18 protein-coding genes are annotated in these 20,208 nt (G+C 53.5%); 11 read left to right on the forward strand and 7 right to left on the reverse strand.

Annotation, left to right across the window (positions count from 1 at the left end; translation table 11 throughout):
- The first annotated feature begins 36 nt into the window (after positions 1-36).
- The 6 genes from AC534G_RS12835 to patD all read left to right on the forward strand — a co-directional run bounded on the left by AC534G_RS12835 (position 37) and on the right by patD (position 7,144).
- Positions 37-1,446 carry an aminotransferase-like domain-containing protein gene (locus AC534G_RS12835; RefSeq protein WP_069324935.1) on the forward strand — a complete coding sequence of 470 codons (1,410 nt, stop codon included), beginning with the start codon at positions 37-39 and terminating at the stop codon, positions 1,444-1,446.
- A gap of 329 nt (positions 1,447-1,775) precedes the next feature.
- Positions 1,776-2,921 (forward strand): putative ABC transporter substrate-binding protein YdcS, encoded by a 1,146-nt coding sequence (gene ydcS, locus AC534G_RS12840; RefSeq protein WP_110498022.1) that lies wholly within the window; start codon positions 1,776-1,778, stop codon positions 2,919-2,921.
- Positions 2,922-2,937: 16 nt separating this feature from the next.
- Positions 2,938-3,954, forward strand: a complete 1,017-nt coding sequence (locus AC534G_RS12845; RefSeq protein WP_110498024.1) for an ABC transporter ATP-binding protein — start codon at positions 2,938-2,940, stop codon at positions 3,952-3,954.
- The gene (locus tag AC534G_RS12850) at positions 3,955-4,899 is read left to right on the forward strand and encodes an ABC transporter permease (protein ID WP_069324933.1); all 945 of its coding nucleotides are present in this window, start codon (positions 3,955-3,957) and stop codon (positions 4,897-4,899) included.
- Positions 4,889-5,695 (forward strand): ABC transporter permease, encoded by an 807-nt coding sequence (locus AC534G_RS12855; protein WP_003020204.1) that lies wholly within the window; start codon positions 4,889-4,891, stop codon positions 5,693-5,695. Before AC534G_RS12850 ends, AC534G_RS12855 begins: the two co-directional genes overlap by 11 nt.
- A gap of 21 nt (positions 5,696-5,716) precedes the next feature.
- Positions 5,717-7,144 carry an aminobutyraldehyde dehydrogenase gene (patD, locus tag AC534G_RS12860; protein WP_038640724.1) on the forward strand — a complete coding sequence of 476 codons (1,428 nt, stop codon included), beginning with the start codon at positions 5,717-5,719 and terminating at the stop codon, positions 7,142-7,144.
- 195 nt (positions 7,145-7,339) lie between these two features.
- Here patD and AC534G_RS12865 read toward each other — a convergent pair whose 3' ends face one another.
- Positions 7,340-8,464 (reverse strand): multidrug effflux MFS transporter, encoded by a 1,125-nt coding sequence (locus tag AC534G_RS12865; protein ID WP_110498026.1) that lies wholly within the window; start codon positions 8,462-8,464, stop codon positions 7,340-7,342.
- 101 nt (positions 8,465-8,565) lie between these two features.
- Here AC534G_RS12865 and AC534G_RS12870 point away from each other — a divergent pair, with 101 nt between their 5' ends.
- The gene (locus AC534G_RS12870; protein ID WP_110498028.1) at positions 8,566-9,327 is read left to right on the forward strand and encodes an AraC family transcriptional regulator; all 762 of its coding nucleotides are present in this window, start codon (positions 8,566-8,568) and stop codon (positions 9,325-9,327) included.
- Between the two features lie 136 nt (positions 9,328-9,463).
- Here the strand turns inward: AC534G_RS12870 and yncL are convergent, their stop codons facing one another.
- Positions 9,464-9,559, reverse strand: a complete 96-nt coding sequence (gene yncL, locus AC534G_RS12875) for a stress response membrane protein YncL (protein WP_071524268.1) — start codon at positions 9,557-9,559, stop codon at positions 9,464-9,466.
- Positions 9,560-9,751: 192 nt separating this feature from the next.
- Here yncL and AC534G_RS12880 point away from each other — a divergent pair, with 192 nt between their 5' ends.
- Positions 9,752-9,925 (forward strand): GhoT/OrtT family toxin, encoded by a 174-nt coding sequence (locus tag AC534G_RS12880; RefSeq protein ID WP_069324931.1) that lies wholly within the window; start codon positions 9,752-9,754, stop codon positions 9,923-9,925.
- A gap of 10 nt (positions 9,926-9,935) precedes the next feature.
- Here the strand turns inward: AC534G_RS12880 and AC534G_RS12885 are convergent, their stop codons facing one another.
- The 3 genes from AC534G_RS12885 to AC534G_RS12895 are packed head-to-tail and all read right to left on the reverse strand — an operon-like array spanning position 9,936 to position 16,385.
- Positions 9,936-12,095 (reverse strand): virulence factor SrfC family protein, encoded by a 2,160-nt coding sequence (locus AC534G_RS12885; protein ID WP_496594412.1) that lies wholly within the window; start codon positions 12,093-12,095, stop codon positions 9,936-9,938.
- The gene (locus AC534G_RS12890; protein WP_110498826.1) at positions 12,092-15,073 is read right to left on the reverse strand and encodes a virulence factor SrfB; all 2,982 of its coding nucleotides are present in this window, start codon (positions 15,071-15,073) and stop codon (positions 12,092-12,094) included. Before AC534G_RS12890 ends, AC534G_RS12885 begins: the two co-directional genes overlap by 4 nt.
- A 4-nt stretch (positions 15,074-15,077) precedes the next feature.
- Positions 15,078-16,385, reverse strand: coding sequence for an SrfA family protein (locus AC534G_RS12895; RefSeq protein ID WP_110498032.1), 1,308 nt, complete (start codon positions 16,383-16,385; stop codon positions 15,078-15,080).
- Positions 16,386-16,667: 282 nt separating this feature from the next.
- Here AC534G_RS12895 and AC534G_RS12900 point away from each other — a divergent pair, with 282 nt between their 5' ends.
- Positions 16,668-18,266, forward strand: a complete 1,599-nt coding sequence (locus AC534G_RS12900; protein WP_110498034.1) for an ABC transporter substrate-binding protein — start codon at positions 16,668-16,670, stop codon at positions 18,264-18,266.
- A 17-nt stretch (positions 18,267-18,283) separates the two neighbouring features.
- Complete coding sequence (locus AC534G_RS12905; RefSeq protein WP_110498036.1) at positions 18,284-18,517, forward strand: YdcY family protein; 234 nt, start codon at positions 18,284-18,286, stop codon at positions 18,515-18,517.
- Positions 18,518-18,592: 75 nt separating this feature from the next.
- Here AC534G_RS12905 and AC534G_RS12910 read toward each other — a convergent pair whose 3' ends face one another.
- Complete coding sequence (locus AC534G_RS12910) at positions 18,593-19,042, reverse strand: DMT family transporter (RefSeq protein WP_042308290.1); 450 nt, start codon at positions 19,040-19,042, stop codon at positions 18,593-18,595.
- Positions 19,039-19,557, reverse strand: coding sequence for a GNAT family N-acetyltransferase (locus AC534G_RS12915; protein ID WP_087856583.1), 519 nt, complete (start codon positions 19,555-19,557; stop codon positions 19,039-19,041). The genes AC534G_RS12910 and AC534G_RS12915 overlap by 4 nt, the downstream gene beginning before the upstream one ends.
- A 37-nt stretch (positions 19,558-19,594) precedes the next feature.
- On the opposite strand from AC534G_RS12915, the gene AC534G_RS12920 reads away from it, so the two are divergent.
- The gene (locus AC534G_RS12920; RefSeq protein WP_085048179.1) at positions 19,595-20,170 is read left to right on the forward strand and encodes a helix-turn-helix domain-containing protein; all 576 of its coding nucleotides are present in this window, start codon (positions 19,595-19,597) and stop codon (positions 20,168-20,170) included.
- The last annotated feature ends 38 nt before the right edge of the window (positions 20,171-20,208 follow it).

Consider the following 20,208-nt stretch of genomic DNA (forward strand, 5'->3'; position numbering starts at 1 on the left):
AGTGGTTATCACCAACACCGGTAATCAGGACGAAAGATGAAAAAGTACCAGCGACTGGCAGAGCAAATTCGCGATCAAATCGCGTCTGGCGTATGGCAACCCGGCGATCGTCTGCCTTCATTGCGTGAGCAGGTGGTCAGTAGCGGGATGAGTTTTATGACCGTTGGCCACGCATATCAGTTGCTGGAAAGCCAGGGGCGGATTATTGCCCGGCCCCAGTCGGGTTATTATGTTGCCGCGCGCCCTGAACGTCATTCTGCAGCACCTCAGGTGCAGGTGATGCGCGACGAAGCGGTGGATATCAACACCTACATTTTTGATATGCTGCAGGCCAGCCGGGATGCGTCAGTAATGCCATTTGCCTCCGCATTCCCTGACCCGCGTCTGTTTCCCCTTCAGCAGTTAAACCGCTCGCTGGCGCAGGTGAGTAAAACGGCCACGGCTATGAGCGTGATTGAAAACCTGCCGCCGGGGAATCATGAGTTGCGCCATGCCATTGCCCGTCGCTATGCCCAACAGGGGATGACCATTTCACCTGACGAAATTGTGATCACCACCGGTGCGCTTGAAGCTCTCAACCTGAGTCTGCAGGCGGTCACCGAACCGGGGGACTGGGTGATTGTCGAAAACCCCTGTTTCTATGGCGCATTGCAGGCACTGGAGCGATTACGTCTGAAGGCGCTGTCTGTTGCCACTGATGTCAAAGAGGGGATCGATCTGGCCGCGCTGGAGCAGGCGTTGCAGGAGTATCCGGTAAAAGCGTGCTGGTTGATGACCAACAGCCAAAATCCGCTGGGGTTTACGCTCAGCGCAGAGAAAAAAGCGCATCTGGTTGCATTACTGGAGAAATATCATGTGATGCTGATTGAAGATGATGTTTATAGCGAACTTTACTTTGGCCGGGAAAAACCGCTCCCCGCTAAAGCCTGGGATCGCAGCGATAGCGTTCTGCATTGCTCATCATTCTCAAAATGCCTGGTGCCCGGATTTCGCATTGGCTGGGTGGCGGCGGGGAAACATGCCCGGCGCATTCAGCGACTCCAGCTAATGAGCACCTTATCCACCAGTTCTCCCATGCAGCTTGCACTCGTCGACTATCTGTCAACACGACGCTATGACGCGCATTTGCGTCGTTTACGCCGTCAGCTTGCGGAACGCAAACAGCAGGCCTGGCAAACGCTACTGCGCCATCTTCCGGCGGAGGTCAAAATTCACCACAACGACAGCGGCTATTTTCTGTGGCTCGAACTGCCGGAACCGCTGGATGCGGGAGAGCTCAGTACGCAAGCGCTGGCGCACCACATCAGCATTGCGCCGGGAAAAATGTTCTCAACCTCGGGAAGCTGGACACGTTTCTTTCGCTTTAATACCGCATGGCACTGGGGGGAACGCGAGGAACTGGCGGTGAAACAGCTTGGAAAATTAATTCGCGACATGATGAAATAAAATGTAACGCGCTATTCAATATAAAAGAATAGTGCGTTCTTATTTTCGAAATAGAGAATACCGAACCCTGATGTTATTTATATCGGGTGCTACCATACAAAAAATCAATAGTTCTAACTATTGCCACCTCTGCACCTAACCCCTTGTCTATACTCCAGAAGATTAGAACACACAGTCTGAATCAGTAGCGTAATGAGCGTTAGCTCACAACCTGATTAAATTTCCTTGCGCCAGCAGGAACGCTTAGCACACCCCGACTATTTTTAGGAAAGGACATATATTTACGGCAAGGCTGCCGCTCAATATTTTTTAGACAGGAGTAAGATGTTATGAGCAAGCAATTTGCCCTCAGTAGCCTGTGTGCGCTCAGTATGACGCTGATGACTGCACAGGCAGCCGAACCCCCGACATCATTAGATAAACCAGAAGGCCGCCTGGATATTATTGCCTGGCCGGGTTATATCGAACGCGGACAAACCGATAAACAATATGACTGGGTCTCGCAGTTTGAGAAAGATACCGGCTGCGCGGTCAATGTGAAAACGGCGGCCACATCGGATGAGATGGTCAGCCTGATGGCAAAAGGCGGCTACGACCTGGTGACCGCGTCCGGCGACGCTTCACTGCGTCTGATTATGGGTAAACGCGTGCAGCCGATTAACACCGCGCTGATCCCAAACTGGAAAACTATCGATCCACGCGTGGTGAAAGGCGAGTGGTTTAACGTTGGCGGAAAAGTATATGGCACCCCGTATCAGTGGGGACCAAACTTGCTGATGTATAACACCAAAAGCTTCCCAACGCCGCCGGATAGCTGGAACGTGGTGTTTGTTGAACAAAAACTCGAGGATGGAAAAAGCAATAAAGGACGCGTGCAAGCCTATGATGGTCCGATCTATATTGCCGATGCCGCGTTATTCGTTAAAGCCACCCAGCCGCAATTAGGCATCACCGATCCCTACCAACTCACCGAACAACAGTACCAGGCGGTTATCAAAGTCCTGAGCGATCAACATGCGCTAATTCATCGTTATTGGCACGATACCACTGTGCAAATGAGTGACTTCAAAAACGAAGGCGTGGTGGCATCCAGCGCCTGGCCTTATCAGGCTAACGCCCTGAAAGCCGAAGGTCAGCCTGTTGCCACGGTATTCCCAAAAGAAGGAGTTACCGGCTGGGCTGACACCACCATGCTGCACAGTGCAGCGAAACACCCGGTGTGCGCTTACAAATGGATGAACTGGTCATTAACCCCGAAAGTACAGGGCGACGTAGCGGCCTGGTTTGGTTCTCTGCCAGTGGTGCCTGAAGGATGTAAAGCCAGCCCGCTGTTGGGTGAAAAGGGCTGTGAAACCAACGGCTATAGCTACTTTGACAAAATCGCTTTCTGGAAAACGCCAATTGCGGAAGGCGGAAAATTCGTTCCTTACAGTCGCTGGACGCAGGATTACATCGCCATTATGGGCGGTCGTTAATTCCGCTGGGGGTTTTATGACGTACGCAGTAGAGTTTCATAACGTCTCGCGTCTGTACGGGGATGTTCGTGCAGTCGATGGAGTGAGTATTGCGATTAACGACGGGGAGTTTTTCTCAATGCTGGGGCCATCCGGCTCCGGCAAGACCACCTGTCTGCGCCTGATTGCCGGGTTCGAGCAGCTTTCAGGCGGCGCAATCACCATTTTTGGAAAACAGGCCAGCGAATTGCCCCCCTGGGAGCGGGACGTCAATACGGTATTTCAGGACTACGCGCTATTCCCACATATGTCGATCCTCGACAACGTCGCTTACGGGCTGATGGTCAAAGGGATTGATAAAAAACAGCGTCACGCCAAAGCCCGTGAGGCGCTTGATAAAGTCGCACTCGGTTTTGTTCATGAGCGCAAACCGTCACAGCTTTCCGGCGGACAACGTCAGCGCGTGGCGATTGCCAGGGCGCTGGTCAATGAACCGCGCGTTCTGCTGTTGGATGAGCCGCTCGGGGCGTTGGATCTTAAGTTGCGCGAACAGATGCAATTAGAGCTGAAGAAGTTACAGCAATCTCTCGGTATCACCTTCATTTTTGTCACTCACGATCAGGGCGAAGCGCTGTCGATGTCTGACCGTGTGGCGGTGTTTAATAACGGTCGTATCGAACAGGTGGATTCTCCGCGTGAACTGTACATGCGTCCACGGACACCGTTTGTGGCGAGCTTCGTCGGGACGTCCAATGTCTTTGATGCCACGATGTCAGCGAACGTTTGCGGGCTACTGGGAATGTTTTCCCTGCGTCCGGAACACATTCGGTTGAATGATGCCGGGGGAGACGTCCAGGCTCCGGGCGTTATCCAGGCGGTGCAGTACCAGGGCGCGGCGACACGGTTTGAACTGAAACTGGCTGGCGGTGAAAAATTACTGGTGAGCCAGGCGAACCTGACGGGAGAAATGCTGCCGTCAACGCTGTCACCGGGTCAGCAGGTGATGGCATCGTGGTCACGCGACGTGATGGTGCCGTTGGTTGAGGAGAGGTGAATGGCTATGAACGTCTTACATTCGCCATCGCAACCGACAAATCTGAACAAGATTTCCGGTTTCTTCTGGCGTAACCCGGGGCTGGGGCTGTTTTTACTGCTTCTCGGGCCGCTGATGTGGTTTGGTATCGTCTACTTTGGCTCACTGCTGACGCTGTTGTGGCAAGGTTTTTATACCTTCGACGATTTCACCATGTCGGTCACGCCGGACCTGACGCTGGCGAATCTGCAGGCGCTGTTTAATCCCGCCAACTACGACATCATTTTACGTACTCTGACGATGGCGATAGCGGTCACCATTGCCAGCGCGATTCTGGCGTTTCCGATGGCGTGGTATATGGCGCGCTATACCAGCGGCAAAATGAAAGCCTTTTTTTACATTGCGGTGATGCTGCCGATGTGGGCCAGTTACATTGTTAAAGCCTACGCGTGGACGTTACTGTTGGCGAAAGACGGTGTGGCGCAGTGGTTTTTAACCCATCTTGGGCTGGAGCCGCTGCTGCTTTCGTTCCTGACGCTACCTGCAGTCGGCGGCAATACGTTGTCGACCTCAGGGTTAGGGCGCTTTCTGGTGTTCGTTTACATCTGGTTGCCGTTTATGATCCTCCCGGTACAGGCCGCATTGGAGAGGCTTCCGCCGTCACTGTTACAGGCTTCCGCTGATTTGGGCGCGCGCCCGCGTCAAACCTTCCGCTATGTGGTTCTTCCGCTGGCAATACCCGGTATCGCGGCGGGATCTATCTTTACTTTCTCTCTGACGTTGGGCGATTTTATCGTGCCGCAACTGGTGGGACCGCCGGGGTATTTCATCGGCAACATGGTGTATTCGCAACAAGGGGCGATCGGCAATATGCCGATGGCGGCGGCATTTACTCTGGTGCCGATTGTGTTAATCGCACTGTATCTGGCGTTCGTGAAGCGTCTGGGAGCTTTCGATGCACTCTGAACGCGCACCCTGGTTACTCAAACTGGCGGCATGGGGCGGGGTTATTTTCCTGCACTTTCCCATCCTCATCATCGCCACCTATGCTTTTAATACTGAGGAGGCTGCTTTTAGTTTTCCACCGCAGGGGTTGACGCTGAAGTGGTTTAGCGTTGCGGCGCAGCGTAGCGATATTCTGGAGTCTGTGACGTTGTCACTTAAAATCGCTGCGTTGTCGACGGCTATTGCTCTCGTTCTGGGGACGCTGGCCGCTGCCGCGCTGTGGCGCAGGGACTTTTTTGGCAAGAGTGCAATATCGCTGTTGCTGCTGTTGCCAATCGCGTTACCGGGGATCATCACCGGTCTGGCGCTGTTGACGGCGTTTAAAACCATCAACCTGGAACCGGGTTTTCTCACGATCGTGGTGGGGCATGCGACGTTTTGCGTGGTGGTGGTGTTTAACAACGTTGTGGCGCGTTTTCGCCGTACCTCATGGAGTCTGGTTGAAGCGTCTATGGATCTTGGCGCCAACGGCTGGCAAACCTTTCGTTACGTGGTGCTGCCGAACCTGGCATCAGCACTGCTGGCGGGCGGAATGCTGGCGTTTGCCTTGTCATTTGATGAAATCATCGTGACAACGTTCACCGCCGGACATGAAAGAACACTTCCTTTGTGGCTGCTCAATCAACTGGGTCGTCCACGGGATGTGCCTGTCACCAACGTTGTGGCATTGCTGGTAATGCTGGTGACTACACTGCCAATTTTAGGGGCCTGGTGGCTAACGCGTGAAGGCGACACTCTCGCCGGAAACGGTAAATAAACGACGATATGGGAAATTGCTATGCAACATCAATTACTGATTAATGGCGAGCTGGTCAACGGTGAAGGTGAAAAGCAGCCAGTTTATAACCCTGCAACTGGTGAATGCATTCTGGAGATTGCTGAGGCCTCAGCCACGCAGGTTGATGCCGCGGTCCGTGCGGCCGACAGTGCCTTTGCCAGTTGGGGACAAACCACACCGAAAGTACGTTCCGAGTTACTGCTGAAACTGGCGGATGCTATCGCGGATAACGCGCAAACCTTCGCTGAGCTGGAATCGCTCAACTGCGGTAAGCCGCTGCATTGTGTGCTCAACGATGAAATTCCGGCCATCGTCGATGTTTTCCGCTTCTTTGCCGGGGCGGCCCGCACCCTGCAAGGACAGGCCGCCGGAGAGTATCTGGAAGGGCATACGTCAATGATTCGCCGGGATCCGCTGGGCGTGGTCGCCTCCATTGCGCCGTGGAACTACCCGCTGATGATGGCGGCGTGGAAACTGGCTCCGGCGCTGGCGGCGGGGAACTGCGTGGTGATTAAACCGTCGGAAATTACCCCATTGACGGCGCTTAAACTGGCCGAGTTTGCCAAAGATATTTATCCGGCAGGCGTTGTCAACGTGCTGTTTGGCCGTGGAAAAACCGTGGGCGATCCGCTGACCGGACATGAAAAGGTCCGCATGGTTTCATTGACCGGCTCTATTGCCACCGGCGAACATATTATCCAGCATACCGCGTCTTCAATTAAGCGCACACATATGGAACTGGGCGGCAAAGCCCCGGTCATCATTTTTGATGATGCGGATCTGGATGCGGTAGTGAGCGGCGTGCGAACCTTTGGTTATTACAACGCCGGACAAGACTGTACCGCCGCTTGTCGAATCTATGCCCAGAAAGGCATTTATGACGCGTTGGTTGAGAAACTTGGCGCCGCGGTTGCCAGCCTGAAAATTGGCGCGCCGAACGACGAATCGACGGAGCTGGGACCGGTAAGTTCGCAGGCACATCTTGATCGCGTGGCCAAAGCGGTCGATGAGGCCAAAGCCCTGGGGCATATCAAGGTTATCACCGGTGGTAAAAAAGTGGACGGCGCAGGCTACTACTTTGCCCCAACGCTGCTGGCCGGGGCAAAGCAAGAAGATGCCATCGTGCAGCGGGAAGTTTTTGGTCCGGTGGTCAGCGTGACCGTATTTGATGATGAAGACCAGGTGCTGGCATGGGCGAATGATTCGAAATACGGACTGGCATCTTCTGTCTGGACCCGGGACGTCGGCCGCGCGCATCGGTTCAGTGCTCGTCTGCAATATGGTTGCACCTGGGTCAATACCCACTTCACGCTGGTCAGCGAGATGCCGCACGGTGGGCAAAAACAGTCTGGTTATGGCAAAGATATGTCGGTGTACGGGCTTGAGGATTACACGATTGTTCGCCATGTCATGATCAAGCATGAGTAACAATTTAAGCGTGAACACCTAATGAGGCACGGATAGCTAAAAATTAGCAAACGGGTCTCTATACTATTCGCGCCACTGGCCTCGTCGCCATCGGACGGCGGTAAGTTGGAAATATCCGCGAGGTCAGGCTAATTGATACGACAAAGCCCCAGCTTAACGCCGGGGCTTTGTGCTTTCAGGTATACCGTCCAGTTATCAGCGGCGGTAGCTGCAAAGCCAGGCAAGTAGCGCACAGACGCTCAGCACCAGCCCCAGTTGTTGCACCATGCCAGCCAATCCCAGCATCATTCCCAGCAACAGGTAATAGCTTAACCCGAACAAAGCACCAGCGGCCCCGGCTTGTTCACGATAGCGACGCAGTGCCTGGCTCAATACATTGGGAATGGCGATACCATAGGCCAGTACCACCCCAAACACCGGTATCAGGATCCATGCAGTATGCTGTAGCCACCACGCCGCCAGACCTGAGAACATGGCCAGCACACAGGCATGACGTACCAGCTGTTCCGGCGTCAGACCTGTCGTTAACAGACGCCGATTCAACAGGCTTCCCGACAGCGAAGCAAGCGCAAGTAACACCCCCGTCCAGCCAAAGGCTCTGGAACTCCATCCCAACTGCCTGAAAAGAAATGGCGCCAGACTGTAATAGCTAAACAGCATGGTATTTAACAGGGCGACCAGCATAGCATTTTTCCACAGCTCATCGTCCCGAGCCATGCGGGGCAGGAGCACAGCCATCCGCGGGCGGATCGTATTCTCCGGCCTTGTTTCCGGCAAACGGGTTGCTGCCAGTATGAGCAGTAATATCGCCAGCAAAACAAGAGCAACGAATACACCGATATGACCATACAGGCTTACCAGCCAACCTCCGCTTAGCAGGCCGAAAACCGGACTCAGGGCCAGCGCGGCGCCCATCAAAGAAAAGACGCGGGATAGCGTGGTTGATTCATAACAGTCCCTCAATATGGTTTGTACCACGACTGACCCGGCAGCCGCTCCGATGGCTGACACCATCCGCGCCAGCAGCAACACGTTGAAATTGGTGGCAACAATAGCCAATGCACAACCTGTGCCGTAGCAGATTAGTCCTGCCAGCATCGCCCGCCGTCGTCCGATACTGTCGCTCAGCCAGCCCCACATCGCCACACCGACGGCGAAGGCCACAAAGTAAACGGAGAGTGTTTGAGTTGCACGTTCACTGCTTATGTGAAAAACGGTAGCGATACCTGGCAATGCCGGGCTGTAAATGGTTTCCACCAGTTGTGGAAACATTATCAGTAGAGTGAGCAGCCAAAGCGGCGGACGACGAAGAATATTCATAGCAATATCCGAAGAGACCGAAAACAGGCGGGAATTATTGCTGAAAGCGGGCTGTCTTATTACTATTATCAGGACTTTATATATCAAATATCGGACAGATAATGAAAATTGCCCCCGATGAAATTTTCGATGCGGATAGCTTTGATAACCCGGTAATTGGGATTGCCGCCGATATGGGCGTACACGATTCCGGACGCCATAGCCACCTTCGTCATCAACTCCTTTTTTCGGCGGCGGGGAGCATCACGATTGAACTGGAGCAGGCCCTGTGCCTGCTGCCGCCACGGCGTGCGGTTTGGATCCCAGCCGGTACGGTTCATCGCGCCATCATGCGTGGCGTAATGGCTTATCGTTCTTTGTACTTTTCATCCTCGCTGCCGTTATCCGATCTGCCCATGCATATCGTCGAGGTTAATCCACTTTTTTTCGAAGTCATAGAACGCATGGCCTTTTGGTCATGGGATATGCCTGCGGTGCAACAGGCCAGCCTCATCACCGTTTTTTGTGAGGAATTGCGGGCCGCGCGTAGTGAAAACTGGACATTACAATTTCCCTCAGATCCACGGCTGGACGTATGGCTTGAGCAATTGCGCATGGGGGCGTTGCCACCGCGACTGAATCAGTTGTCCCAACGGGTTGGGGCGTGTGAGAAGACCATCAGTCGGATCTTCATCAGAGATACCGGGATGCATTATCAGCAGTGGCGGCAGCAATTTAGACTGTTAAAAGCCATGGAAATGCTGGCTGACGGGAGTCCTGGTAGTCAGGTGGCGCAACATCTGGAATTTGTCAGCGACAGTGCTTTTATTGCATTTTTCCGTCAGCATACCGGCACCACGCCAGCCCGCTTTACAGGCAAATAATACCGCAGAAGGATTAGGGATATTACATCCTAAGGATGATTTACCGGATGAAGGCAGAGTGGGAAGATCGTTGGCTAATGGCAGAGAGAAAACCCTCTCTGCCAGTGGACGCTGCAATTAATTCAGAAGAGTCACATCAAGCAAACCAGCCGAACCTTGCGGAAATCAGACTGAAAAGTCCTACAGCAGCAAATATATTTATCAGCACCACAGTTTTACTGGAAACATTCATTTGTGCCACCTTTCGTTTTAACCCCTATGGGTATAGTACGGGTTATAACTATCCGCAATAGTACGAATTCTGAACATAATGAAAACGGGTTGTTTTACCGCCGTTTCTCTTAAAATAATTAATAAAACTTGATGTGAGTCATGAAAAAGAGCATATTGCGCGCGATTTCACCTTCCGGCCAGGATGCCTTACATGTCTCTGTACCAAAAAATGTTGGTCTTTTATGCGGTGATGGCCGCTATCACGGCAATCATCACCTGGTTTCTGTCACGCGAGAAAAAGCGGATTCGTTTTCTCAGCGCGGTATTAGTCGGGGCGACCTGGCCAATGAGCTTTCCCGTCGCGTTGATGTTTTCACTTTTCTGATGAGGCCGTTTCAGACGGAAAGCAGGGCATCTAAACGTTTTTTGTCGACTTCAGTAACATCCTGTGGGTGCTGATATCCCACGTTCTCATTCGCGCGGGTGTACAAAGCAACCAGCCAGTCGTAAACATAGCGGCTTGCGCCGTGCGAGGGCTGTTCTTCCAGTTTGGCCAGGCGCGACATCGGTTGTTGCTTTGGCGCGCTAAAAATAGCCGCGCCTTTTTGGATCCTGCTGGCAGGGCGCTGTTCCTCAGCAACGTTGGTAAATCCAAGCCAGGTAATAAAATCCCCAATATCGGCATGTAGCTGCGCTGCACAGACGTTTTCGCGCTGCATCATGCGCTGTAAGCGTTGCGGCATCTCCAGGCGATAACTGGTGGTAACAAGAATCTCAGCCACCTGCCTTAGCGTACGAGGATCGAGGCCTAAACGGCGCGCATTATTTTCATCGCGACACCACTGACGTACGTGATTAACCCACATTTTGTGTGCCAGATAACCAGTTTCTTTGCTCTCCGGCGAGTGCGGTATGTCACGCACTTCAGCAAACAGGTCGATCTCTTCATTAAATAGCCCGTTCACCTGTTCCTCGCGCGGCTGATGAACACGCAGCAGCGACTCAAAGAGGCGCATTGGCGGCAGTAAACCCTCCAGTAGCTCGCCATGTTTTGCCGCCTGGGATTGTAACTGGCGGATCACCGACTCGCTGCTACCTGACTCATCATTGCGGGTGTTAGTCCAACTCATCAGCGTTTCGCGGATGCGCTGTTGGTGCTGTTCGCGCAGAGAGGTCAGCCTGGCCTGACGCTGTTGTGGTGAAGTCGCCTGAGTCAGCCATTCGACAAGGCGTTGTAAGCTGTGGTTATCCAGCGCCTGCAGCGTACCCCAGTGCAGTCCCGGTTTGCCCATTAATTGCTGTACGGACTCATCCAGGTTTTGCTGGGTGCTAAAACGCGCATCCTGTGGGGTGATGGCCCAGACTACGCCCGGTAATGCGGCGTCATGTACGGGTTGCGTATCGTTGACCCAGCCCAGCAGCTTGCGGGTAATGGCTGGCGTCTGGGCGCGGGTAGATACCGCATTGCAGATTAACAGCACATCCGGTTGCAGTTGCTGGCGATAATGCTCCAGCATCGAGCCTAATTTTGCCTGCCACAGCGGATGGGGATGAGCATCCGGGGCGAGAGGGATATCGAGCAGATCGACATTCTCCAGCACAGCATCTTCCACCGTCAGGATCAGCTCGCGCGTCAACAGCGCTAGTGAAGCCTGTGAGAGACTGACCGCATTGAGCAACTGATGGTTTTCAATTGGATGAACAACCACATCACTTTGCGCCTCACTCCCGTGCAATGCCACCTGAGTGAGAAAACTCTCAGCAGGTAAACCAAAATGGTCAACCAGCAGGCTCAGCGGAGCCGCCAGTTCTTGCGCGTTCCCGGTTTGTTGCAGCGTATGCGCCAGCGCCAGCCACTGCTGCGTTAGCTCTGGTTGTTCTCCCCACAATAATGCCCAGACGTTTGCCCGGGTCGTCAGATCCAGTGCGGGGAGAAGCGTAGCAAACTGATGCCATAGCGCATCGTCAATTTGCTGCTGATTAGCCGGTACGCAGGAGCGCCAGAAACGACCGATTGCCGCGACATCCTGAGCCGTGATGCCTTGCACCGGATGACGCTGACGCAGGGTTTGCCATTTTTCCAGGCGCGCCTCAATAATCGATTTCTCAACCTGGCGGTTGTCCGGGAGCGCACAGAACTGTGTGATAAACAGCTGTACCAGTTCGGCTTCACTGAGTAAGCGTAAGCGCAGCGGCCATTCGCTATTGAGCGGATTATCTTCACGCGTAAAGCGAATCGCCATATTGGTCGGTGCATGCCCCGGATTAATATGCGAAAAATAATCAAAACTGCGATCCGGGGTCACGATGTTCACTTTGCCATTGGCATTGCTGCACAATGCCGCGAGCAGATGCGCTTTCGCTGACTGTGAGTGCCCATATAACCCAACACAGCCTCGTGCTGAAAAGGTCGCTGTCAGCGCAGATTCATTAACCGCGGCTAACGTAAGTTGTGTCAGCAGGGCATCCGCCTCATCATCAAGACGTACCGAACGCTGGCGGGTCTCTGTCACCCACTCGATGGCGGCCTGCGCAGTGTTTAACATCTTACTCATTTCAGGTACACGCTCCCGCTATCAATCCAGTAATGGCTACCGCTATGGCGACGATCCGCCAGCGTATTCAATTTTAACGTTAAGGCATTGGCGGCAACGGGGGTGCCATCCTGTAACCAGGCATCGCTGAGTACGAAGCATTCCGGGCCGCTCTCTTTGCTGCCGCCGCGTAACTGCAGCCGTACATTTAACACGCCATCTCCGGCGATACTTTTTGCCAGTTCGGCAGAATTTATGCTCAGCGTATACAGCGGCGTGGCAGGCCAGCGGCTGTTTGCCAATTGGCGGAAGCCTAACGTTACATTGCCGCGCAGCGGGAAGTGCAAACGGGTATCCAGCTTCGCGCCGGGTTTATCCAGATCGATATCGTGATACCAGATGTTCTCATCGCGTAGCGTGTTGACCGTATTATCCAGCACGCCAAGATAACGTACGGTCGAGTAAGCGCCGATATCGGCAGCTTTAAAATTGAAGCGCGGTAAACGCAGATCCAGCGCCAGGCTGCATAGCATTGCACCGACTGCTGCGGTGGATTTGGGGTTGCCAATCCGCCCTTGCTGACTGAACGGATACCACTCGTGCACCCGATAGTTATCCATCCAGATCATACGATTAACCGGAACGGGTTGAAGATGGCGGATCAACGCCTGTACGCCCGGTAAACAAGCGGGTCTGCCGGTCACTAATAAAATATCGCAACGATAATGTGAAATAGCCTCACAAACCGCGTGCAGCGGCGAGGTCAGGGTAAATTGCCCCGCCAGTAACGCTTCTTGTAACTGCCTGAACTGCACCTGTAACGGCACGCTCAAAACATCAAACGCTGGTGAACCAGACGGCAACGCATGATCGATAGCCTGTTGGATATAGTTCATCACGTTACGCGTGGGTTGCTGGCTGAGCAGCTCGCCAAAGGTGGCATGCAGTCCGGCTACCGGATCGTTAATATCGCTTTGTTCCCAGGCGGAGAGCACCGCATGACCGAGCGGCATAAAGAGTTGTAATGCCGTTTGCTGACGCAGGATCGCCTGAGTATCGATGCGCCCGGAATCGCCAAACAGCGTAGCCAGTAATGCGGCGGCGTCGGTCACACCAGCCTGCTGCAAGCGGGTTTGCAGGGCAGGTAGTACGCAACGCTGAATCACGTCCAGCAGCATGTCATCGCCCGCAACCTTAAAGCCTTCGCGAAACAGCAAATGCGGGGTGATCTTGACGTTCGCGCCAACGCCGTCATCAAGTTGGTAATGGACGACGGCCATATCCGTGGTCCCACCGCCAATATCGATGGATGCCACGCGCAGCGCACGGCCTTTTATCTCACCAGGTTCCGGCAGACGGTCCGGGCGGGCAAGGGCATTAAAAAACGATTCCGTGTGACCATCGTAGTGGGAAATCGCCTCGTTATACAGCCACACCAACTGACCGCAGCTGGCTTCATCCCACTCCATCTGGATCTCAGGGACGGGAACCACGCTCTTTTCCTGCTGCTTACGGGTGGTGAAGTCTTCATCCTGCGGGTGCCAGCCCATTGCTTTCCAGACCAGTGCAATGGCTTCAAACATACGCAGGCGGAAAATCTCGCGCTCCTGTTTTGGCATCGCTGAGGGTAGGGTCAGGATCAATGTGCGCAACTGGCGAGGAGAGGCCGGGAAACCAAGGCGCAAACGCGTCGCCACGCTGTTAATTTGACCCAGCGCCTGAGCCAGGATCTCACACAGCATATGCGTCATCAACGTGCTGCGGCTGTATTGCGGTGAGAACACCGGCAGACGGTCATCCTGCGGCAGGCTGAACAGCGGTTGTCCGTCATCATTCATGAGATTCATCAGCGGGAAGGCGGTAGCCAGCGGTTCGCGCTGGGTTTTGCCATTCATCTGGCTAAAGCGCCAGTCATGCAGCACCGGCGTTTCATCCCACAGATAACGGCGCGGGCTGGAGATCCCGCTGCTGCCTTCCGTACCCATACGTTGCATCGCCAGCTTTCGGGCTTCATCGCCCACGCGAACAATCGACGGCCAGATAAAGGCGTCATCACGACCGCTCTCAACGGAAAAGTGCTGTTTACCGAACCGCGCTTCGGAAAACTCCAGTCGGCTGGTGAATAGTGGATCGTTAAGAAACTGCGGCTCGCTTAATGACCGCACCTGTAATTCAGCGGTCTGGCGCAGTCCATCATTGGCATCGCCGTGATCCTCAATCAGGACGCCGCAGGTATGGGTATTACCAATGTCCAGGATCAGATCGACGGGAATCGCCGGTGTGCTGAGCGTATGTGTGACCAGCTTGACTTCCGGAATAGAAAGCTGTTCACCTAACAGGGTTAACAAATTTAACCAGTGCGCCTGATATTCAAAATTACGCAGCGCCTGCTGGATCTCATGTTCTGAGCGATTCTCATGCTGCGTGACATGATGCATAAAGGATTCGCGCAGCCAGCCGTCAATCCAGGTCTGGTCGAGGAAATCGGCAATTTCGTTATCATGCCAGGCCAGTGCAAATCGCGTACCGTTAAGCAGGTCATTTTCGTTGGGGGTTAACGCTGCCGGGGCATTTTCAGTGAGCTGGCTGTCCAGCGCCAGGGTAACTCGGTGAGTGTTGCCCGCGCTGTCTGGTTGCGCCAGTTTTCGCACCTGTACACGCGCCCAGTTATCCGGGCCGTCAACAAACGTACGCGGCGGATTAAAGCGCAGGAACGGCAGCGGTAGCCAGACGCCGTCGAGCACATCCAGAGAATAATGCAGCGTCTGGGTGCTTTCCGGCTTCACCACTTCGGGCTGACCGCCGGTGCTGCCCGGCAAGGTATAGCGTCCCGTTGTCAGATCGAAGTCCAGCCGTAGCAGGGGACCGTTGGCCGTTTTGCGCACAAAGCGGCCATGATGCGCAGATTCCTGCGGCGTCAGGCCAAAATCCAGAAATTGCACACCGCTATTGGCAATGAGCGTCACGCTTTGTTTGTAGTCACACAGATTCACCAACATAAAATCAGGCACCTATCTTTTTGATCGTCAGAGGGATTTCCGCGTGATCGTCATATCGTGCGGTGCAGGTGGCGACGTCATTGGTTCCCGCTTTGCAGGTAATTTCAGGCATCGGATAACGTGATCCGTCCGTGCAACGGGCATTGCCGCGACTCTTAATCATTAATTCGCCAGTCTGATGCAAACCAGAGAAAATCTCGGCACGACAAACAATATTGTCGCCATGAACGACGCGTGCAGTGCCTTTATTCGTCTGGATCTGATAACGTAGCGACGGCGCTTTGCCGCTGACCGGATCTTTCACGTCGACCATGACGCGCCAGTTACCGTTGAGGAAACGCGTCGTTCCTGCCTTCATCTGGCTGGCATCCATGACCAGCGCATCTTTGGGAATAGCGGCAATCACTACCGGTCCTGCGTCAGGTTTCTCTTTTTTCGCTACCGGAATGACTTCAGCCCGATGCAAAGGTAGTGCGGAGGTCAGTTCGGGCAACGGCGTCATGTCTGCTTTAGCCACTGCAATGGGGGCAACTGAGGGGGTAGGGATAACGGCTTGTTGTTTCCACAGCAACGGTCCGACAATGGCAGCGATAGTTACGGCGGCAACGGGTAGACTCCACAGCGGCAGGCGACGTGCGGGCTTCACCTGTACCGGTGGCGGTGTGACTTCCGGTTCGTTGATCATGGCCAGCGGTTGTGGTTCAGGTTCAACCGATTTTGGCGGTTCAATGACCGGCGTCAGTAAAGGGGCATCGGCCTCAGTGAAGGTGATTTCAGGTGAAGTCTCTTCTTCCGGGTCAGGCTCTGTCACAGTGACAACCGGTGGTATATCGGCAAGGCGCAGGCAATCGAGCACATCGTCGCGGGGATTTTCATTCAGATTGACGAAGCCCCAGAACGTAATAACGGGTTTACCATCAACCAGAAACACGTGATTCTCGCCAGGAAACTGGATGGCTTTTTCGAGCAATGAACCAAACAGTTGGAGGGCGGTTTTCCCCGATTGCAGGCTTTTACGGCTCAGGGCCGCCGCATTTTCCAGCGTGCTCCCCAGATAGCGCAGCGCACGAAAACGTGCCTCTTCATCAGCGGCTTTCCACGCAACGACTTTTCCTTCAACCGGAGAATACCAGTCAACCCGATCGCCGTTGTCGTTAATTTGTGGGATCGCCAGACAATCCACCATCGCCTGCTGTTTACGCAAGCGAAGCGTTTCACGAATTTGCAGTGCTGAATCAAACACGGCCTGACCACCGCCACCCACGGCCTGATAGTCATCCAAATTGCCGCTGCGCAAGAGAGTTTTTGCCACGTTGTTACCCCTTAGACTTCTTCACACATCTACTTTACGGTTTATAAAAACGAGCAAACGGCAGAAGAGAGGCAAAAAGGGGCGAATTTTCATGGCATAGAGTGCCGGGAAAAATCTTGACGTTTTGAAAAAGACTTAAGGGAAATTAATTCGCTTGTGGTGATGAATAATTCAGCGAAAACCACCGGATTAGAATAACCTGATAGTGATTTGTTATTGGTCAGTTTTTGTCAGCTATGCTCTGATATTCCGGTTAATAATAAAATAAGAAGGCTTATAACCATGATTGCAAGGAAAACGTTACTCGCGCTGGCGCTCAGCGCCGCCTTACCCTCAGGCGCTGCGTTCGCGGCCAGCACTGACACCATCATCTACTGCTCAGAAGCGTCGCCGGAGTCATTTAACCCGCAAATCGCCAGTTCCGGTCCCTCATTTGTGGCCAGTTCTCAGGTGCTTTACAACCGACTCATTAACTTTGATCCGGTAAAGAATACCCCAATACCGTCTTTGGCAACGGACTGGACAATTTCTCCCGATGGGAAGACTTACACGTTTACCCTGCGTCAGGGGGTGAAATTCAACAGTAATAAATTCTTTAAACCCACCCGCGACTTCAACGCCGATGACGTGGTTTTCTCGGTATTACGCCAGAAAGATGCCGATCATCCCTACCACAAGGTTTCTCAGGGTAGCTACGAATACTTTAACGATGTCGGTCTGGATAAACTGATCAAAGAAGTGAAGAAGGTGGATGATTATCACGTTCAGTTTGTGCTGAATGAACCTAACGCCGCGTTTCTTGCCGACTGGGGGATGGATTTCGCTTCCATTCTTTCTGCGGAATACGCTGACGCGATGCTGAAAAAAGGCACCCCGGAAAACGTTGATAACTGGCCGATTGGCACCGGGCCATATGTGTTGCAGCAGTACAAACAGGATTCCCAAATCCGTTATCTGGCCAACCCGAACTACTGGGATGGCGCCGTCCCGACGAAGCACCTGATATTCTCGATCACTCCAAATGTACAGACCAGACTGGCAAAACTGCAAACTAACGAATGCCAGATTATCCCTGCGCCTGCGCCAATCCAGTTTGACGAGATCAACAAGAATAAAGCGTTGACGTTGCATTCGGTTGAAGCGCTGAACGTCGGGTATCTGGCGTTTAATACCGAGAAAAAACCGTTTGATAACGTGCTGGTGCGTCAGGCGTTGAACTACGCGACCGATAAAAAAGCCATTATTAACGCCGTCTTTTTAGGTTCCGGTACGGTGGCAAAATCGCCGATTCCACCGAATATGATGGGGTTCAATAACGATCTAAATGATTACGCTTACGACCCGCAAAAAGCGAAAGATCTGCTGAAACAGGCTGGGCTGGAAAACGGATTTGAAGCGACGCTGTGGTCAATGCCGGTTCAGCGTCCATACAACCCGAACTCCCGACGTATTGCCGAGATGATCCAGAGCGATTGGGCAAAAGTCGGCGTAAAGGCAAAAATAGTGTCATACGAGTGGGGCGAATATCTCTCCGGAATGCGCAAAGGCGAGCATGACACCGCGCTGTTCGGCTGGATGTCAGACAACGGCGATCCGGATAATTTCGCGGATGTACTGTTGGGCTGCGACAGCATTAAAACCGGATCTAACGCCGCGCGTTGGTGCGATAAAGAGTATAATTCTCTGGTTCAAAAGGCGAAACTGGTGAGCAAACCTGAAGAACGCGCCGCGCTGTACCAGCAATCGCAAGAGATTTTCTACCAGCAGGCTCCGTGGATAGCCCTGGCAAATGGCAAAACGTTCTATGCCACGCGTAGCAACGTCAGCGGATACAGCGTCAGCCTGATGGGCAGTGATTTTTCAAAAGCAAAATTAAATTAATGAGTTAAGGAGAGGTTATGTCGCATCTGGATGAGGTCAGCGCACGTGTTGATGCCGCCATTGAAGAGAGCGTCATTACGCATATGAATGAATTGCTGATTGAACTCAGCGATGATGCCGCGCTGAGCCGGGAAGATCGCTACACCCAGCAACAGCGTTTGCGTACGGCTATTGCACATCATGGTCGTCAGCATAAAGAGGATATGGAAGCCCGTCGCGAACAGTTGACCAAAGGCGGCTCTATTCTTTGATTTTTCCTTGCCGGATGGCGGTGTTCTCACCTTATCCGGCCTACAGGCACGTTCCGTAGGCCTGATAAGCAGCAGTTAAAATGAGCGCCTCGCGACCAGCCAGGCCCCGACGACCAGCAGCACCGCGCCGCAAACAGGCCCCACCAGCGCACGGAGGGGTACACCATGACTGCGCAGAATATCCAGCACCAGTCCGCCAATTAACTGGCTGGCGACCAGTACCGCAATCGTGGTGGCGGCTCCCACATTTTGATAGCCGCTGATACTGGCAAAAACAAAAAAAGACCCCAGCAAACCGGGGATCAGCGTCCACCAGCGCACGCTGGAGACCAGTTCGCCAAACCCCGCAGCGCCTTGCTTAAACCACAGAATGCTGACAAACAGCACAATCCCAACCAGTGAGTTCAGCAGCATGGCAATCAGGATCGTCGAGGAGGTCTGCGTGATACGCACCATTAAGGTATTTTGCACCACCAGACCAATACCTGCAGCAATCAGAAAGGAGAGGGTCAGCGTCTGGTTCATCTGCCGGCATCCGGATCGCGACGATCGTCTAACTGTAACTGCATAAAGGTCAGATCCAACCAGCGACCAAATTTGGTGCCAACCTGCGGCATTTGTGCGGTGATGTTAAATCCCAGCGTACTGTGCAGATGCAGCGACGCCTGATTCTGAGACTCAATCCCCGCCACCATTACATGTTTTCCGCACGCGCGCGCTTCTTCTATCAGTCGGCTGAGCAGCGCTCGTCCCAGGCCCTTGCCCTGATGATCAGGATGGACATACACCGAATGCTCAACGGTATGACGAAATCCGTCAAAGTTACGCCAGTCGCCGAACGAAGCATATCCAGTGACTACGCCGTTTTCTTCACTTACCAGCACGGGATAGCCCATCAACTGGCGGGCTTCGAACCAGGCGATACGGTTTTCGGCATCGACCGTTTGATCGTTCCAGATAGCCGCCGTATGCAGTACCGCGTGGTTATAAATTTCAGCAATAGCGGCGCAGTCTGCTTTGCTGGCAAATCGAATTGACATGTTGAACCTCAGGGATTGTTCACTATAGTATTACAATATGAATACTATTGAAGACAGCATAAATCAACGGATCGGTGCAAGAATTCGCCTTGAACGAGAATCTCGCGGCTGGTCTCTGACGGAACTCGCTGAGCGTGCAGGCGTGTCGCGGGCAATGATCCATAAAATAGAGCGTGGTGAGAGTAGCCCCACGGCCACGCTGCTGGGCAGGCTCTCCGGGGCGTTTGGCATCAGCATGTCGATGCTGATTGCACGAGCCGAAATGCAGGAGGGCAAGCTGCTGCGCCTCGCTGACCAGCCCGTCTGGCACGATCCGCAGAGCCACTATCTGCGACGCCATGTCTCACCGCGCAGCGATCTCCCCATCGACCTGGTACAAATCGAATTGCCCGCCGGAAGCGATATCCCAATGCCAGCATCCTCCTACGTGCAGGCCAGACAGCTTATCTGGCTACAGCAGGGGGAGTTAGTCTTTGTGGAAGGCGATGTGCGTCATGAAATGAAAGCGGGCGATTGTCTGGAACTGGGGCCGCCGAATGACTGTCGGTTTATCAATGAAACCACGCAAACCTGCGTTTATCTGGTTGTGCGATTAAACCATGTCGCGAGCTAAATGCTGGCGCAGGCTGCTACTATTGATGGATTCATGCC

The organism is Citrobacter sp. CRE-46 (assembly GCF_059615875.1).

Coding starts and splice junctions, on each gene's coding strand:
- AC534G_RS12835 (WP_069324935.1), top strand. CDS start 37: ATGAAAAAGTACCAGCGACTGGCAGAGCAAATTCGCGATCAAATCGCG.
- ydcS (WP_110498022.1), top strand. CDS start 1,776: ATGAGCAAGCAATTTGCCCTCAGTAGCCTGTGTGCGCTCAGTATGACG.
- AC534G_RS12845 (WP_110498024.1), top strand. CDS start 2,938: ATGACGTACGCAGTAGAGTTTCATAACGTCTCGCGTCTGTACGGGGAT.
- AC534G_RS12850 (WP_069324933.1), top strand. CDS start 3,955: ATGGCTATGAACGTCTTACATTCGCCATCGCAACCGACAAATCTGAAC.
- AC534G_RS12855 (WP_003020204.1), top strand. CDS start 4,889: ATGCACTCTGAACGCGCACCCTGGTTACTCAAACTGGCGGCATGGGGC.
- patD (WP_038640724.1), top strand. CDS start 5,717: ATGCAACATCAATTACTGATTAATGGCGAGCTGGTCAACGGTGAAGGT.
- AC534G_RS12865 (WP_110498026.1), bottom strand. CDS start 8,464: ATGAATATTCTTCGTCGTCCGCCGCTTTGGCTGCTCACTCTACTGATA.
- AC534G_RS12870 (WP_110498028.1), top strand. CDS start 8,566: ATGAAAATTGCCCCCGATGAAATTTTCGATGCGGATAGCTTTGATAAC.
- yncL (WP_071524268.1), bottom strand. CDS start 9,559: ATGAATGTTTCCAGTAAAACTGTGGTGCTGATAAATATATTTGCTGCT.
- AC534G_RS12880 (WP_069324931.1), top strand. CDS start 9,752: ATGTCTCTGTACCAAAAAATGTTGGTCTTTTATGCGGTGATGGCCGCT.
- AC534G_RS12885 (WP_496594412.1), bottom strand. CDS start 12,095: ATGAGTAAGATGTTAAACACTGCGCAGGCCGCCATCGAGTGGGTGACA.
- AC534G_RS12890 (WP_110498826.1), bottom strand. CDS start 15,073: ATGTTGGTGAATCTGTGTGACTACAAACAAAGCGTGACGCTCATTGCC.
- AC534G_RS12900 (WP_110498034.1), top strand. CDS start 16,668: ATGATTGCAAGGAAAACGTTACTCGCGCTGGCGCTCAGCGCCGCCTTA.
- AC534G_RS12905 (WP_110498036.1), top strand. CDS start 18,284: ATGTCGCATCTGGATGAGGTCAGCGCACGTGTTGATGCCGCCATTGAA.
- AC534G_RS12910 (WP_042308290.1), bottom strand. CDS start 19,042: ATGAACCAGACGCTGACCCTCTCCTTTCTGATTGCTGCAGGTATTGGT.
- AC534G_RS12915 (WP_087856583.1), bottom strand. CDS start 19,557: ATGTCAATTCGATTTGCCAGCAAAGCAGACTGCGCCGCTATTGCTGAA.
- AC534G_RS12920 (WP_085048179.1), top strand. CDS start 19,595: ATGAATACTATTGAAGACAGCATAAATCAACGGATCGGTGCAAGAATT.